This is a genomic window from Streptomyces sp. NBC_01520 (assembly GCF_045040375.1).
Classification (GTDB): domain Bacteria; phylum Actinomycetota; class Actinomycetes; order Streptomycetales; family Streptomycetaceae; genus Streptomyces.
Window position 1 is genome coordinate 1 of the sequence record NZ_CP109405.1, and the last position, 12,367, is coordinate 12,367.

Here is a 12,367-nt window from a genome sequence, read left to right on the forward strand (position 1 = left end):
GGGCCGGGTCGCTGCGCTCCCCGGCCGCTCCCGCTCCGCGTGAGCGGAGGCGGCTCGCTCCGCTCACCGCGGGTGGCATGCGCTCCGCGCCCGCCACTCAACCGGAGGGCATCCGGCCCGCGTTGCGGGCCGGGGCCGGCCTCCGGCCGACCGGTGGCCTCCGCTGCGCTCCAGCCACCCGTTACCCCACCGCCTGACCCCACGTCACCCGCCGTACCACGGGGTGCGCCACGCTCCGCGCGGCCCACCCACGGGCCTACGGCCCGAGCAGCAGTAAGAAGGGGGGAGGTAGCGGGTGGTCGGGCGAGTGATCGCACGACCAGAGATCGGAGAGGAAGAAGCCTGGGAACCGGGCGCGTGCTTCAAAGATAGGAGCTAGCTTAAGACTGGAATGATGCTGCACCACCATCGACCATGCAAAACAGGTTCATGGGTGCTTCGAATGTACAACGTTGGGTGAATGTAGAAATGGCGTGCGCCTGACGAATGGCAGCTCCAGAATTCCGGTGCGATAAAACACTGCTAAATGCGGTCAGGCGGGTTGGTGAGTGATTGTGAACAATAGATCGGAAGGTTTCGGGGAACGTGAATTCGCTGCTGCTGTCCAGCTCTGCGTAGCTGGGGATGCTGCCGCTGGTGGTGACCGCGCTGATGACCGTGAACGCCAGAAGGCAGGCGCGTCGGCGCAGGTCGCTGTCCGGGGACCTCAGCCACTGATATATGGCGAGACCAAGAAGCCGCAGGTCACAGCTTCGGAGACCGCGAGATACGTACCGGCTGAGGGGACGTATCGACGTCGATGTGTCTCGACTGAGGGGGCACATCGACTGCCCGATGTCAACTACACGCGACACGAACCGGTGTCGCATGTCAACTGGAGGCGACACCGAGCAGCGTATGTGTCCCAGGTGGGGACCGCCCGAGGGCAGGGGGGAGATCTGTCCCCCCTGAGGGGACACAACTCGTGCGGCATGTCGTGTCGAAGCGACATCCATGTCAAGCACAGGTGACATACTGCTTCGCGTCGCAGAGATCAACAGCTTGGAGAGCAGCCTCGTGTCGACAGAGCCGCAGCGCCGCCGTACGAGCCCCCGCGGGGCGCCGCAGCCGAAGCTGCCGCTCGGGGATCCGTCCGACGCCTGGAACCAGCCGCTGCGGCCCGTCAAGGACCTGGACGACGTCGCCCGCGCCTACCCCGGCCGCAAGCTCACGCTGGACAGCGAGCGGAAGCCGCTGGAGTTCTACGGGCCGCCGGACGAGCCGAACGCCTTCTCCATGGACAGCCTGGAGTTCTTCCTCGTGATCGCGCAGTTCTTCCGCGAGGCGCTGCCGCTGCGGCTGATCCTGCTGCTGATCGCGTGCCAGAAGGCCGGCGGGCGCATCCCTCTGACTCAGGACGAGATGGCGATCGTCCTGGACGTCGGGCGTACCAAGGTGAACGAGGCGCTGCAGGAGGTCATGTCCCACGGGATCGTGTTCCGGGTGAAGCGCGGTGTCTACCAGTTCAACCCGCCGTACTCCTACCGGGTTGCCGAGTTCATCCCGGGCACGGAGACCATGAAGGCGCGGTACGTCCGGGTCGACCAGCACGAGACGATCGCGAAGATCCGGTCGGACGAAGCGCTGCCCGACCTGGTGCGCTTCCCCTCGCTGGAACTGATGCGCCAGGAGATTGAGCACATGCGCGAGGAACGGGCGAAGATGCGTGCTGAGCGCCGCCAGGAGCGGGCGCAGCTGAAGGAGAAGGGGACCGGACAGTGAGTGGTCTGCATTTCGCCGCGGTGAACGCGGAAGGGATCGTTGCCGATCTTGATCTACTGCCCGCGGCGTACCGCGTGCTGTTGAAGATGCGTGCCCACAGCGAGCCGGGCGGCCGGATCGAGGTCGACCAGGTCACCCTCGCCCAGATGCTCGGGCTGAGCCGGGCCGCGGTGAACGCGGCTCTGCGCGACCTGGACCTCGCTCAGCTGGTGAAGAAGCAGCGGGCCGGCGTCTACCAGCTCAACCCGATGCTGGCCGCCTACGTCTCCCCCGAGGATGCCGTCGCGGCGGTCAAGTCGATGCCGAAGGGCCAGCGCCTGAACTCGTCCGGCTTCGTGGAGCAGTACCGCCAGGCCGTCACGGCCTACCAGGACCAGCTCGCCGAGAAGCGCCGGCAGCGCGAGGACGCCAAGCGCCGCCAGAACCTCAAGGCCGTGTCCTGACCCACCCCTCAACCCGACGGCGCTGCACCCATGGTGCAGCGCCGTTCGTGCTCCTGGTGTCGAGGCTGACACCGAAGGTCCCTGTCTCGGTGGACAAAGATCCACCGGTGCGGGGCCAAACAGCCTGTCGCCCTCCTCGTTCGGCGCTACGTCCTCTCGGCAGGGGCGTGGCGCCGCTTTCGTGCGTGGGTTGTGAGTGTCAGATCCGGACGCATGGTTCCCGCGAGCGGGAACCATGCGTCCAGGTCAGGAGCCGGAGAGCCGTGCGCGGCGGGTTCTCGGCCCGCCGCCCAGTGGTCAGTCGAGCCAGCACCGTGCTCGGCCCGTCAGCCGGTCAATAGGAACAGCCGCTGGTGGGGAGGCTGATCGGCGCCGGAGGTGTCACGCCGTCGTACAGAGCGAGAAGCAGCGGCTGCGGGCAGTGCTTCACGCCGCCGATCCGGATCTCGAAGTGGAGGTGCGGGCCGGTGGACTGTCCCGTGTTCCCGGATTCCCCGAGGTACTGGCCGGGTGACACTGTGGCCCCCGCGGCAACCCCCCGCGAGTCGAGGTGGCCGTAGATGTACGTCGTGCCGTCGGCGCTCGTCAAGGTGATGCCGTTGCCGAAGCCGCCGTCGATGTAGCCGACCGTGCCGCGCGTGACCGCGTACACCGGTGTGCCGATCGGGACCGGGATGTCGATTGCCGCGTAGTCGTGGTGGGGGTCGTCCAATTCGCCTCGGGGAACCGCGGCCTGGGGCAGCACGTAGGCGTAGTCGTTGCCCACGCAGGTGGCGGTCTCCGGCTCGGCGGACAGCAGGATCTGGGTCCAGCCGGACGTGTCGACCGGGTCGTCGTTGTGGTAGAGGATGTCGCTTCCGGAGCCGTCGGTGGGATTCACGTCCTGGTACCAGTACATGCCGCCGGCCGATGTCACGCCGTAGTAGAGGCCGCCGCCGGGGGAGACCAGATTCTCGAAGCCCGACCAGTTGGCTGACGCCAGCAGGTTGCTCGACCAGGCGCCCGCGCTGTCGATCCGGTACTCGACGAGCCGCCCGTCCACGGTATTCGCGAGGAGCCGGTCGTCACCCGTGGAGGTGAGGGTTTTCAGGACGAAGCCGGTGCCGATCTCGCGGCGCTGGCCGATGTGTGCGGATCCGGTCGGCTTGGGCTGGGAGACCAGGTACTGGATCAGCGTGCCGCCGGCGGTCCCGTAGAGGTGGCCGTGTCCGTCGTACACGAGCTTGTCGTGCGTCCAGCCGGTGCCGATCTGCACCGGCGAGCTCATCAGGGCGAGCGAGAGGTTGTTGGTCTTCACGTCGATCCGGTACAGGGTGCCCGCACTGTCGGTGGCCAACACCGTGTTGAAGTTCAGTGTCGCCATCGCCTTCGGGACGAAGCCGAGGTCGGGTCCCACCAGTGTCTTGAGGCGGTCACCGCTCGAGGGATCGATCTGGGAGTAGGTCAGACGGCCGTCGGCCAGCGCTCCGTAGATCGACACCGATCCGGAGCAGTCCGCGTCCGCGTCCGCGGCGGCCCGGGCGGTGGCGTACGCAGCTCCGTTCGTGGCGGGTTCGGCCGCCCGAGCCGTGGCGGTGGTTACGGACACAAGGCCGAGGGCCAGGGCCCCCGTGAGGAGCGCGCGGACGGTGCCGCGGCGCCTGCTGGTCTGCAACGTAGGACCTCCGTGATGTGTGGTCCGGCGTAGCGCGCCGCGAGGTGCCCGGCGAACACCACCGGAATCTGCCGGGGCGTCGACAGGGCGAGGGTCCTGCCGACACCTGCGAGCGTCTCCACAGAGCAGCCCGAAGCGCTCTCGCCGTGACCTATCCGTTACATGTGCATGCCAAATTGGCCGACGGAGTGCGCACAACGCGACGCGCGGATCCCTTGACCGCCCTCCGGCGCGGCCCCCGTCCTCCGGCACTGGAGGCGGCACCGCGCACCGCGTCCCACCGTGTTAGGCACACTCGTCACCACCGCCCTCGCCATCGAAGGCACCATGCTCGGCTCGGTGGTCAGCGGCCGGTTGCAGGAGCCCGCCGCCGAACGGCCCGTCCGTGTCAGCCACGGCGAGACGATCCGCCGCGACCGCCTGGAGGCCATCACCCCCCTCGCCGGCACGGCCGGCGACCACCGCTGCCCGCCAGGCCGCGAAGGTCGCTCACGACCAATTCGTCGACGCCGCCGTCGGCTACCTCGCCCGGACCGCCTGACTGCCGCCGGAGAGCCGAAGACGAATGTCATCACTCTCCGGCACCCGGCCACCACCTCCCGGCACCCTCGAACCCGCGCATCAGATCAGAGTTCCATGGAGTAGCAGTTGGAGGCCCTCGCCCGGATCAGCAGGGTCGAAACGTCGCCAGAACGGATTGGTGGCACCACCAGTGGCAAGGACCTGGCCGTGCTCGCCGCGGCGAGCTGCGGCCGCCGCGGCAAGCCTGCTCGCAGACGCCGTCCAGCGCGGCGGCGCCGACCACGACGACATCGGCCAGGCCCTTAGGGCCGCCGAAGGCCACGAGGCGTTCGGCCGGCGTCTTCGACGCCGCTTCCGAGCGCGTCATGGATGTCGTCGCCGACCCGTAACGACTTCAACGAGCGGCTGCACGCCGACAACCTCGCCGGGCCGCGGACAGCAACATCTGATCCCGTGCAGCGGCGCCATGCAGCAGACCGACGGCAGGTCGCTGCACGACGCCGCTGCGGGCCTGCTGCACGAGCAGCACCTGTGTGCCGCCCAGCCGCCGGCCTTGCCGTGCAGCATCCGCCGCCCGCCGTGCAGCGGACACAGCAGCGCCCCGGACCGTCGTGGTCCGGGGCGCTGCTGCACGTGCTGCTCAGGCTTCGACGTACGCCACGATCGTGATGGTCCGCAGGGCGGTGACGTAGTAGATCACCCGGACGCCGTCGACCTCGTCCGCGTAGTCGCGCAGCAGGGTGCCGGGCAGCGCGGTGCCGAAGTCGGGGTTGACGCTGATGGCGACGATCGCGCGGTCCAGGCGGTGCGTCTCGGACGCGGTGAGCTTAGCGAGCTGGGTGAGCGCGGGCTCCACCATGACGACCTGGGAGCGGCGCGCACCGTGCTCAGGCGACACGGGGCTGCTCGTCCACGAGGCGGGCGAGGTGGGCGTCGCGGGCGGTCTCCCACGGGACGCCGGACTCCGGGGAGGGGTAGCCGTTGGCGGCGATGTCCTCCAGCACCGAGGCGAGGACGTCCGTCTTGGCCCGCTCCGCGGCCGCGTACGCGCGGACCGATTCGGCGGCGTGCTCATCGAGGGGCTGGCGGGCGGGCGCGGGGGCCGGCTGCTGGCTCATCCGGGGCTCCTGGGCTTCTCTCTGGCGTGTGCCACCACGGTATCGCCGGGCCGGGGCGCCGGACCCCGGTACGGACGAACGGGCCCGGCGGGCTCTGCGGGGCGCGGGGCCGACGCGTCCGACTCGATGCCGCCCGACACGGGGTGTGATCACCGCCCGGTGGGGTGTCACGCTGTCGCGGCTGTCACGCGGAAACGGCCCAGAGAGGGGGTTGCGGGCCGATACCGCGCCTGAATGTCCGAATTGACCGGCTTTCGGGTGGGCACTGTCACGCGGCTTTCCGTCGACGTGACAGGCAGCGTGACAGGGGTGCGTGACACCTGAGGGTGACGCTCGGTGAGCGTGACTGTCCCGTCTCACTGAACCTTGACCGGTCTCACTGAACTTTGACCGGGTCCGCAGTTGAGCAGGACCCTGGGCTCGCAAGCGGTCCGTCGCGAAGGATGTGCGCCATGTACGACACCTTCCGATACCGCTACCTCCACGCTGGCATGGGCCTGGCCGCAGATCTGCGCGTCGACGCGTTCGAGACGGACGACGCCCCGCCCCCGACCAGCCTCCTCATCACCCGCTCCCTGTCCCTGCGGCTCCCTGCGGAGCGGACCCCGTACTGGTTGGACGCGGCTTGGCTTGCTTTCGGTGCTTCCCTTCACGCTGAGCAGTTAACCGATGGCCGGGCCCTGATCCTCGACGTCGAAGCGTTCACGTACCCCCACGCCGACTACCGTTCGGAGGTTGCTGCCCTCGCCCTCGACGGCTGGATCCACCGCCGCTTCGGGCTCGCCCCTTGCGGTGCCACAGTGGTGTACGACCGGCCCTCCCACCGTTTCGCCTTCAACTGGCCGGGCCCGGTCGCCCCCTTCTCCGACGAGCCTCCGCCACCGTGCTCCGGGTGAGTGGCCAGCCACAGCTCGGAACCCGGACCCTCTTGCTCAACTCGAGCCCGGTCAAAGTTCAGTGAGACGGGACAGTGACAGGGGCGATCAGGTCTGGAGCGGGAGCCAGACGTGCGGGCCGGTGCACTGCCCGCAGGCAGCGCAGCCGACGCACTCCAGGCAGAACTGGCGCGGGATGCGCGGGCACGAGCAGATCGGGTTGTAGTCGGGGTCGTCGTCACCGGGGTGGAGCGTCTCGCCGAAGGGCGGCTCGGTCCAGGCGATGACCGAGCCGTCGGCGAGCAGGTCCTCGTAGTGGTGGCCGATCTCGCTGTGCTCGCTCCAGGTGGCCACTACGACCTCGTCCGCCGCGCTCACGACGTGCCGCCCTTCACCGCGGCCGCGTTCTCCAGCCACGCGGCGAGCGCGCTCGTGGCGGCCGGGTCGGCCTGGGCGAGACGGCCGACGAACTCGAGGTCGCCGTCGACCGGGGCGCCGGTGCGTGCGAGGGCGGCGAGCAGCGCGGCGCGGGCGCGCACCGGCACGGGCAGGGAGCCGACGGCGGCGGCGCGGGCGGCCGGGTCGGCGTAGTGGCCGGACTGGTCGGCGAGGGCAAGGGCGAGCCAGGCGTCGACCTTCGAGGCGCGGTAGTCGCGGTTCTCCTCCAAGAGGTCGCGGGCGGCTTCGTCCCCGGCCTGGCTCGGCACGCTGCGATCGAGTCGGCCGGCCCCGCCCAGCCGGGCGAGTTCTTCGGCCCGGTCGGCGAGCTGCTGCTGCTCCTGGCGGCGCTGCTGCTCGGCTTCCTTGAGGCGGCGGTCTTCGGTGAGTTCCTCCTGGACGACGGCGTCGGCGTCCGGGTTGTACGGGCTGCCGGTGGCGGCGAGCAGCTGCACGACGCGCTGCCACTCCGCGAGCTCCGCGAGCTCCGCGGCACGGCGGCCGCCGTCGTCGGCCGCGGCTTCGTAGCGGCGGTCCAGGTGCGCCTGCTGTTCCGCCGCTTCGAGCGTGGCCGCCGCCTCGCCGTGCGTCATGCCTCGCGCGCGGCGGCGTACCGAGGACCGGCCGACCTTCGCGTAGTCGATCGGCGTGCGCGGGGCGCCGGCGCGGCCGCGGGCCTCGGGGGCACTGCGTGGCCGCCACCCGTCGTACGTGTTCATCAGGACTCGCTTTCGGCTCGGAAACGGAATTGAAGGCCCGCCGGAGAATGCGCTTCAGCGGGCCGGTCACAGGTCTACCGCACGCCCGAATTGCGCGCTGTCAAAACGCGATATCCAGCCGCTCCACGTCCGCGAATTTCACCTTCAGGCCCGCGCGGCCACCACCGGCTTGACGGAAATAGGTGTCCGCGATGGCCTCCGCGACGGCGTCGTGCAGATCGCTCTGCGTCGCACCATCCTCCTGTGCGGCCAGGATGGCGGCCGCGTGGGAGGCGCTGACGGCCACGCTGATGTCCCGGACCCGGCCCGCGTCCGAGGTGCCCTTCGGACCGAACCCGAAGTACGCCCGGCAGGAGATGACCATCCCGCCCGAGGACGCCGCACGCTGCCTCGCACGCGCTTTGACCTGCGGTTGCCACTCCGACTCGGTCTCCTGCACCAGCGCCTCCTTCAGGCGCTTGTTCGGCTTGGTGGAGGCACCCGAGAGATAGCGCTGCACCGTCTTGCGGGAGACGCCCAAACGGGCCGCCAGGGACTTGGTGGACCCCTTCTCCCGCGTGCGCAGGAATTTCATCTGGGCTCGCGCGGATTTCGGTGCGGGCCGGGTGAACAGGGCGCGCTCCGCGCGGGCGAGGCCCTCCTTGAGCTTGGAGCGCGTCCGGGCCGCCTGCTGTGCCTTCTCTTCCTCAGTCATGGGAGTAGCTCACCGCCGCCGACCTGTGGACAGAGACCTCCGCGAAGGGGCGCTCCGCGGCAGGACTTCACCCCTGCGGGTGACGCGCCCTGATGGGTGTCGGCGCTCGGCCGCTACGTTCCCCAGGACCTGTTATCGAGGACGAGGACCAGAGGATGAGCGAGCGCGGCGCGTTACGAGAGCTGCGGGTATGGATGTGGGTGGGAATCGCCCTCGGGGTGCCGGTCTACCTGGTGTGGCTGGTCCAGGTCGGCTATCTGACCGGGCAGGAGCTGCCCCGTGGTGACGTCGCACGGTGGGCACCGCCCGTGTTGCTGCCGCCGGTGGCCGTGCTGTTCTGCGTGATGGCGGGCTGGACGTGGTGGTTGAGCGTGCTGGCCGGCACCCGTTCCCCGCTGCGGGAACGTTGGATCCTCGCGTCGCTGGTGTTCGTCGCCGCCTTCTCGGTGTTCTGCGGGGTGGCCTCGGTCGACGACCCGTCGGTGTCGGTGGGCCTGCTGAGCGCTGCCGTGACCGGACTTGGCATGATCGGGCTGTTCTTCATCCCGGCCGCCGCCTCCCGCCAGCTGCCGGACATCATCCGCCGGCACGCAGCCGGGCAGCGTGCCGGTTCTGGCCCGGCCGGGCCAGACGACACCTGATTGCCCGGGCCGATGCCGGCGGGAGATGCTGCGCGTCCGACAGCGAGGGGGAAGAGCGTGTCCGAGTACGACGAAGAGGCCCCTGCTGAAGCACTCAGAAAGGCAGCTGAGCTGCTGCCGGACGACGGGACAGACGACGAGGCCGAGGCGGTGCAGCAGGCTGTTCAGGAGGTTCTGCAGGCGCTTCCCGGTACGCAGGAGCCGGGCTGGACGCCCGAGCAGGAGAAGCAGATCCAGGCGATGGTGCGTCGCGGAGCAGTACCGACGGCTCTTCCTGGACCCGTCGGGAAGAGGCTTTCCGCACTGACCACAGCGCGGTGCCGTTCCCGACGGAGTCAAGCTCAAAGGTTCAGAAGGGCACCCATTGTCGCGCTTCATCGTCCCAGACAAGGTCAACGACCTGCTCGTCCTTGATCGCCAAGGCGTGCCACCTGCCATCCATCCAACGCACGATCTGCGGGTAGTCGCCCATATTCGCCAAATCGGAAAAGTCCATTGTGGGGAGAAGACTCAGCGCGCCGGTTGGTGTCCCCGAACCGATGTGTATCTTCGGGCCCTCAATCAAGGAGAGTGTCGCGGGGCTGGGATCGGTTGGTAGCCCTGAGGGAGGCTGAACACCCGTTCCCCGGCTCACCAGGATGGCCATCCTCGGCACCTTTTGCAGGAGGAGGTGAAGGGCCCGGTCAATCCGCTCGCCCATAGCGGTGCCCAACGACGTCGCAACCGCAGTAACGAATGGTGCGACGGCGACAACCGCCAGAACCTCTGGGGCAGCGATCTCCATGTTGCCGGTGTAGACATGGGTATAGCGGACACCCCTACCAGGGGTAACTGGCGTATCTGCGGGGGCCGCCTTCGTCTTTGAGGATTCACGGGCGGCGCACCAACCCTCAAATATCAGATGCAACCGCCGGTGCTCGGTCAAAGGCATCATGTTCTTCCCCCTGTTTCCCGCTGACCATGAAGAATAGTTGACTCGGCATCGGCCGTACCGAGTATCCGGTAACTGCGGCGCCCCACCCGGACTCTGGGTCAGCAGCCCGGCCCGGCGCTCCAGGTAGCCCAGGCGGCTGTCGGTCGTGGAGCGGCGGGAGTTGCAGTGCTCAGCGTCGCTCAGCAGCCCGAGCAGCTCCGCCGACCGGCATGCCGAAGCCGGTTGACGGGTCAGCCGGTGGCGAGGGCCCCGAACCATGGCGCGGCTCGGGGCCCCCTTTCTCATGAGCGGGTGATCACAGCTCGATCTGGAGCCGTTCCACGTCGGTGAACTCCACGCCCAGGCCGTGGGCGCGGGTGTTGCTGGCGCGGAAGTACATCTGGGCGAGGCCGTCGGCGGCGATCTGCCGGAGCTGGTCCTCGCTCTGGCCCTGTTCGTGTGCGCTGAACAGCTTGTCGGCGTAGTCGGGCGGCAGGGCCTGGGTGATGTCCCGGATCCGGGCGTCGTCGGTCGTGTCGCCGGCGGATTCGAATCCGAACCGGGCGCGGGTGGAGACGACCAGCCCGCCCGTGGATGCCGCCTTCTTCCTCGCCTTCGCGCGGATCTGCGGTTGCCACCGCTTCTTGACCTCGCGCTCCAGGCGGCCGCGGAGGTCCTGGCGGGGGCGCTTGAGCTTGCCCGTCACGTACCGCTCCACGGTGCGCTGGGAGATCCCGAGGGCCTGGGCGGCGGCCTTGGTGCCCTTGAGCTGCTTGACGAGGTACTTCATCTGCGCCTGGGCTGACTGCGGGATGCGGCGGGTGAACGCCCCCTCCAGCGCGCGGTCCAGGCTGTCCCCGAGCGAGTCGGTCATGACCTACTCCCCTTCTCCTGCGCTCTGGTCGGTCTTGTGTAGGTTCCGGCCGCCGTTGTCATTCGTGACTGCGGTGACCTGCTGCTTGTGCTGCTGTCTCATCGAATGTCCCGCAGTTTCCGTCTCGCTTCGGTGGCATTTCCTCACGCGGCGTCGTCTCGCTGGTCCTGTTCCGGCTTCCAGGTCTGGTCGAACCAGGTGATGAAGTCCATCACGGTTCCGACGCGGGCGATCCTCTCGTGGATGGCTCGCTGGTCGTGGCCGGGAAGGAAGTCGCCCCGGCTAATGGGCTTGCCGCATCCGCAGTTGCACTCGCGGTTGCCCAGGGGGGAGTCGAAGTAGGTGATGGGGTTCTGCTGGGCGCCGTTCGGGGCGGGCTTGCCAACGTAATGGTCGTGGACCGGATGCCCGGGGCCGAGGATGCGGCCTTCGAAGGCCCGTCGCCCTCCGGGGACGTCGACAACCCGGTCGATCTCCATGGCCTGGCGAATGATCCCGCCGCCGTTGACGACCGCGAACCGCTCTCGTTGGACGCGCGATCCGGGCATCACCCAGACTCCGCGGGCGATCTCATGGAGCTGCCGGTCGGACAGTCCGTCGCTCCAGCCGATCTGTGAACGCTGGAGAGGATCACTGTTCGGGTCGACGTCCTTGTTCTTGCCGAGAGTGATCTGAATCATCGCACCTCCCTGCCAGGCCGCCTCATGGGTGGTTGGAGAGGTGAGGCGACCTGTTCAGGATAGACCCTGCACCCCCGCTATAACGGGGTATGGAGGGATCACACCTTGGAAGGAGATCGACCTCTCCCTGGACAACATCACGGCGGCACCACCAGGCCGCACTCGCGCACGTCCTAGACACCGTCGGGCGAGGTGAGGGTGGCGGCGGAACCGGTGATCACGTCGACCAGGTAGACGACGTCACCCACGATCGTCATCGTTGCGGACATGCTGCAGCCGGCACCGGAGAGGACTGCCACGACCGTGTGGATCCTTCGCAGCGGGCACCGTATGTGGGCCGTCAGCATCGCGGAAGCGGGTATCAAGCACTTGGTCCGCCGTTACGCTGACGTCACGCGGGAACCGGGCCGTCGGCCCCGTATGTTGTCGTTGCACGGGCATCGGCCCGGACCAGCAAGGCGGATCTACGGCTTCACGGGAGGGTTCTGTGTTGGTGGAGGCGCTATCGGCAGCGGCCGGCGCGGGTGGGATGGCCGTGGTGCAGGCGGCCGGGACAGATGTGTGGACGGTGGTCAGGGACCGGATCGCCCGGCTGTTCGGGCGCGGGGGAACTGATCCCGACCCTGTGGTGGACATGACCGTCGAATTGCTCGAGCGCGACGGGGCAGCGCTGGCGGAGGCCGAGCAAGCGGGCAGTGGCACCGAGTTGACGCAGAGCGTCAGCGAGGCATGGACCCGTCGGCTCGTCGGGCTGCTGGAGTCCGCAGACGAGGACGAGCAGCGGCGCATCGCAGAGGTACTGTCTGAGGCCGCGCGGGTAGCGCAGCAAGGGGCGGGGTTGATGACCGACGGCGGATCGGGCGCCGTCGCCGGCGACCGCGGGTTCGCGGCGGCCGGAGACGTGAAGATTACCGCGACCCAAAGCGGAGTGGCGGCCGGGGTGATCAATGGGGCGGTGAACCCGACAAACCCTCCGGGAGCGGCTGGGAGGCCAGCGGACTCGTAGCAAGCCACCGCACCGGTGGCCTCTCGGGG

At 68.8% G+C, this 12,367-nt stretch carries 16 protein-coding genes; 6 read left to right on the plus strand and 10 right to left on the minus strand.

From position 1 onward, the window contains the following. From OG524_RS36250 to OG524_RS36260, 3 genes are all read left to right on the plus strand, one after another. Nucleotides 1-197, plus strand: a 197-nt coding sequence (locus OG524_RS36250) for a hypothetical protein (protein WP_405812555.1), incomplete at its 5' end; no start/stop codon positions are given. 796 nt (nucleotides 198-993) lie between these two features. After that, nucleotides 994-1,761 carry a hypothetical protein gene (locus tag OG524_RS36255; protein ID WP_331762185.1) on the plus strand — a complete coding sequence of 256 codons (768 nt, stop codon included), beginning with the start codon at nucleotides 994-996 and terminating at the stop codon, nucleotides 1,759-1,761. Continuing rightward, complete coding sequence (locus tag OG524_RS36260) at nucleotides 1,758-2,204, plus strand: helix-turn-helix domain-containing protein (protein WP_331762186.1); 447 nt, start codon at nucleotides 1,758-1,760, stop codon at nucleotides 2,202-2,204. The genes OG524_RS36255 and OG524_RS36260 overlap by 4 nt, the downstream gene beginning before the upstream one ends. A gap of 334 nt (nucleotides 2,205-2,538) precedes the next feature. On the opposite strand, the gene OG524_RS36265 is transcribed toward OG524_RS36260, so the two are convergent. The 3 genes from OG524_RS36265 to OG524_RS36275 form a co-directional block, all read right to left on the minus strand. Beyond that, nucleotides 2,539-3,858, minus strand: coding sequence for a peptidoglycan DD-metalloendopeptidase family protein (locus OG524_RS36265; RefSeq protein WP_331762188.1), 1,320 nt, complete (start codon nucleotides 3,856-3,858; stop codon nucleotides 2,539-2,541). Nucleotides 3,859-5,020: 1,162 nt separating this feature from the next. Continuing rightward, nucleotides 5,021-5,278, minus strand: coding sequence for a hypothetical protein (locus tag OG524_RS36270; protein WP_405812556.1), 258 nt, complete (start codon nucleotides 5,276-5,278; stop codon nucleotides 5,021-5,023). Further along, complete coding sequence (locus tag OG524_RS36275; RefSeq protein WP_331762190.1) at nucleotides 5,268-5,498, minus strand: hypothetical protein; 231 nt, start codon at nucleotides 5,496-5,498, stop codon at nucleotides 5,268-5,270. The genes OG524_RS36270 and OG524_RS36275 overlap by 11 nt, the downstream gene beginning before the upstream one ends. Nucleotides 5,499-5,950: 452 nt before the next feature. On the opposite strand from OG524_RS36275, the gene OG524_RS36280 reads away from it, so the two are divergent. Beyond that, nucleotides 5,951-6,394 carry a hypothetical protein gene (locus OG524_RS36280; RefSeq protein ID WP_405812557.1) on the plus strand — a complete coding sequence of 148 codons (444 nt, stop codon included), beginning with the start codon at nucleotides 5,951-5,953 and terminating at the stop codon, nucleotides 6,392-6,394. A gap of 87 nt (nucleotides 6,395-6,481) precedes the next feature. On the opposite strand, the gene OG524_RS36285 is transcribed toward OG524_RS36280, so the two are convergent. From OG524_RS36285 to tpg (OG524_RS36295), 3 genes are all read right to left on the minus strand, one after another. After that, the gene (locus OG524_RS36285; protein ID WP_331762194.1) at nucleotides 6,482-6,751 is read right to left on the minus strand and encodes a hypothetical protein; all 270 of its coding nucleotides are present in this window, start codon (nucleotides 6,749-6,751) and stop codon (nucleotides 6,482-6,484) included. Beyond that, complete coding sequence (locus tag OG524_RS36290) at nucleotides 6,748-7,530, minus strand: hypothetical protein (RefSeq protein WP_331762195.1); 783 nt, start codon at nucleotides 7,528-7,530, stop codon at nucleotides 6,748-6,750. The genes OG524_RS36285 and OG524_RS36290 overlap by 4 nt, the downstream gene beginning before the upstream one ends. Before the next feature lie 100 nt (nucleotides 7,531-7,630). Next, a complete protein-coding gene (tpg, locus tag OG524_RS36295) occupies nucleotides 7,631-8,224 on the minus strand; it encodes a telomere-protecting terminal protein Tpg (RefSeq protein ID WP_331762197.1) in 594 nt (197 codons plus the stop codon). Between the two features lie 155 nt (nucleotides 8,225-8,379). On the opposite strand from tpg (OG524_RS36295), the gene OG524_RS36300 reads away from it, so the two are divergent. Continuing rightward, nucleotides 8,380-8,865 carry a hypothetical protein gene (locus tag OG524_RS36300; RefSeq protein WP_331762199.1) on the plus strand — a complete coding sequence of 162 codons (486 nt, stop codon included), beginning with the start codon at nucleotides 8,380-8,382 and terminating at the stop codon, nucleotides 8,863-8,865. A gap of 349 nt (nucleotides 8,866-9,214) precedes the next feature. On the opposite strand, the gene OG524_RS36305 is transcribed toward OG524_RS36300, so the two are convergent. From OG524_RS36305 to OG524_RS36320, 4 genes are all read right to left on the minus strand, one after another. Further along, nucleotides 9,215-9,649, minus strand: a complete 435-nt coding sequence (locus tag OG524_RS36305) for a hypothetical protein (protein ID WP_405812558.1) — start codon at nucleotides 9,647-9,649, stop codon at nucleotides 9,215-9,217. Between the two features lie 445 nt (nucleotides 9,650-10,094). Further along, entirely contained in the window at nucleotides 10,095-10,652 is a 558-nt protein-coding gene (gene tpg / locus OG524_RS36310; protein ID WP_331762201.1) for a telomere-protecting terminal protein Tpg, read from the minus strand. A 143-nt stretch (nucleotides 10,653-10,795) separates the two neighbouring features. Further along, a complete protein-coding gene (locus tag OG524_RS36315) occupies nucleotides 10,796-11,332 on the minus strand; it encodes a hypothetical protein (RefSeq protein ID WP_331762202.1) in 537 nt (178 codons plus the stop codon). Nucleotides 11,333-11,505: 173 nt separating this feature from the next. Then, a complete protein-coding gene (locus OG524_RS36320; RefSeq protein ID WP_362699287.1) occupies nucleotides 11,506-11,631 on the minus strand; it encodes a hypothetical protein in 126 nt (41 codons plus the stop codon). Between the two features lie 188 nt (nucleotides 11,632-11,819). On the opposite strand from OG524_RS36320, the gene OG524_RS36325 reads away from it, so the two are divergent. Then, nucleotides 11,820-12,338, plus strand: coding sequence for a hypothetical protein (locus OG524_RS36325; RefSeq protein ID WP_405812559.1), 519 nt, complete (start codon nucleotides 11,820-11,822; stop codon nucleotides 12,336-12,338). The last annotated feature ends 29 nt before the right edge of the window (nucleotides 12,339-12,367 follow it).

Bases quoted from the DNA above. Each gene is read 5' to 3' on its own strand.
- OG524_RS36290 (WP_331762195.1), bottom strand. From the start codon at position 7,530: ATGAACACGTACGACGGGTGGCGGCCACGCAGTGCCCCCGAGGCCCGC.
- OG524_RS36280 (WP_405812557.1), top strand. From the start codon at position 5,951: ATGTACGACACCTTCCGATACCGCTACCTCCACGCTGGCATGGGCCTG.
- OG524_RS36255 (WP_331762185.1), top strand. From the start codon at position 994: ATGTCAAGCACAGGTGACATACTGCTTCGCGTCGCAGAGATCAACAGC.
- OG524_RS36300 (WP_331762199.1), top strand. From the start codon at position 8,380: ATGAGCGAGCGCGGCGCGTTACGAGAGCTGCGGGTATGGATGTGGGTG.
- tpg (WP_331762197.1), bottom strand. From the start codon at position 8,224: ATGACTGAGGAAGAGAAGGCACAGCAGGCGGCCCGGACGCGCTCCAAG.
- OG524_RS36275 (WP_331762190.1), bottom strand. From the start codon at position 5,498: ATGAGCCAGCAGCCGGCCCCCGCGCCCGCCCGCCAGCCCCTCGATGAG.
- OG524_RS36315 (WP_331762202.1), bottom strand. From the start codon at position 11,332: ATGATTCAGATCACTCTCGGCAAGAACAAGGACGTCGACCCGAACAGT.
- OG524_RS36305 (WP_405812558.1), bottom strand. From the start codon at position 9,649: ATGGAGATCGCTGCCCCAGAGGTTCTGGCGGTTGTCGCCGTCGCACCA.
- tpg (WP_331762201.1), bottom strand. From the start codon at position 10,652: ATGACCGACTCGCTCGGGGACAGCCTGGACCGCGCGCTGGAGGGGGCG.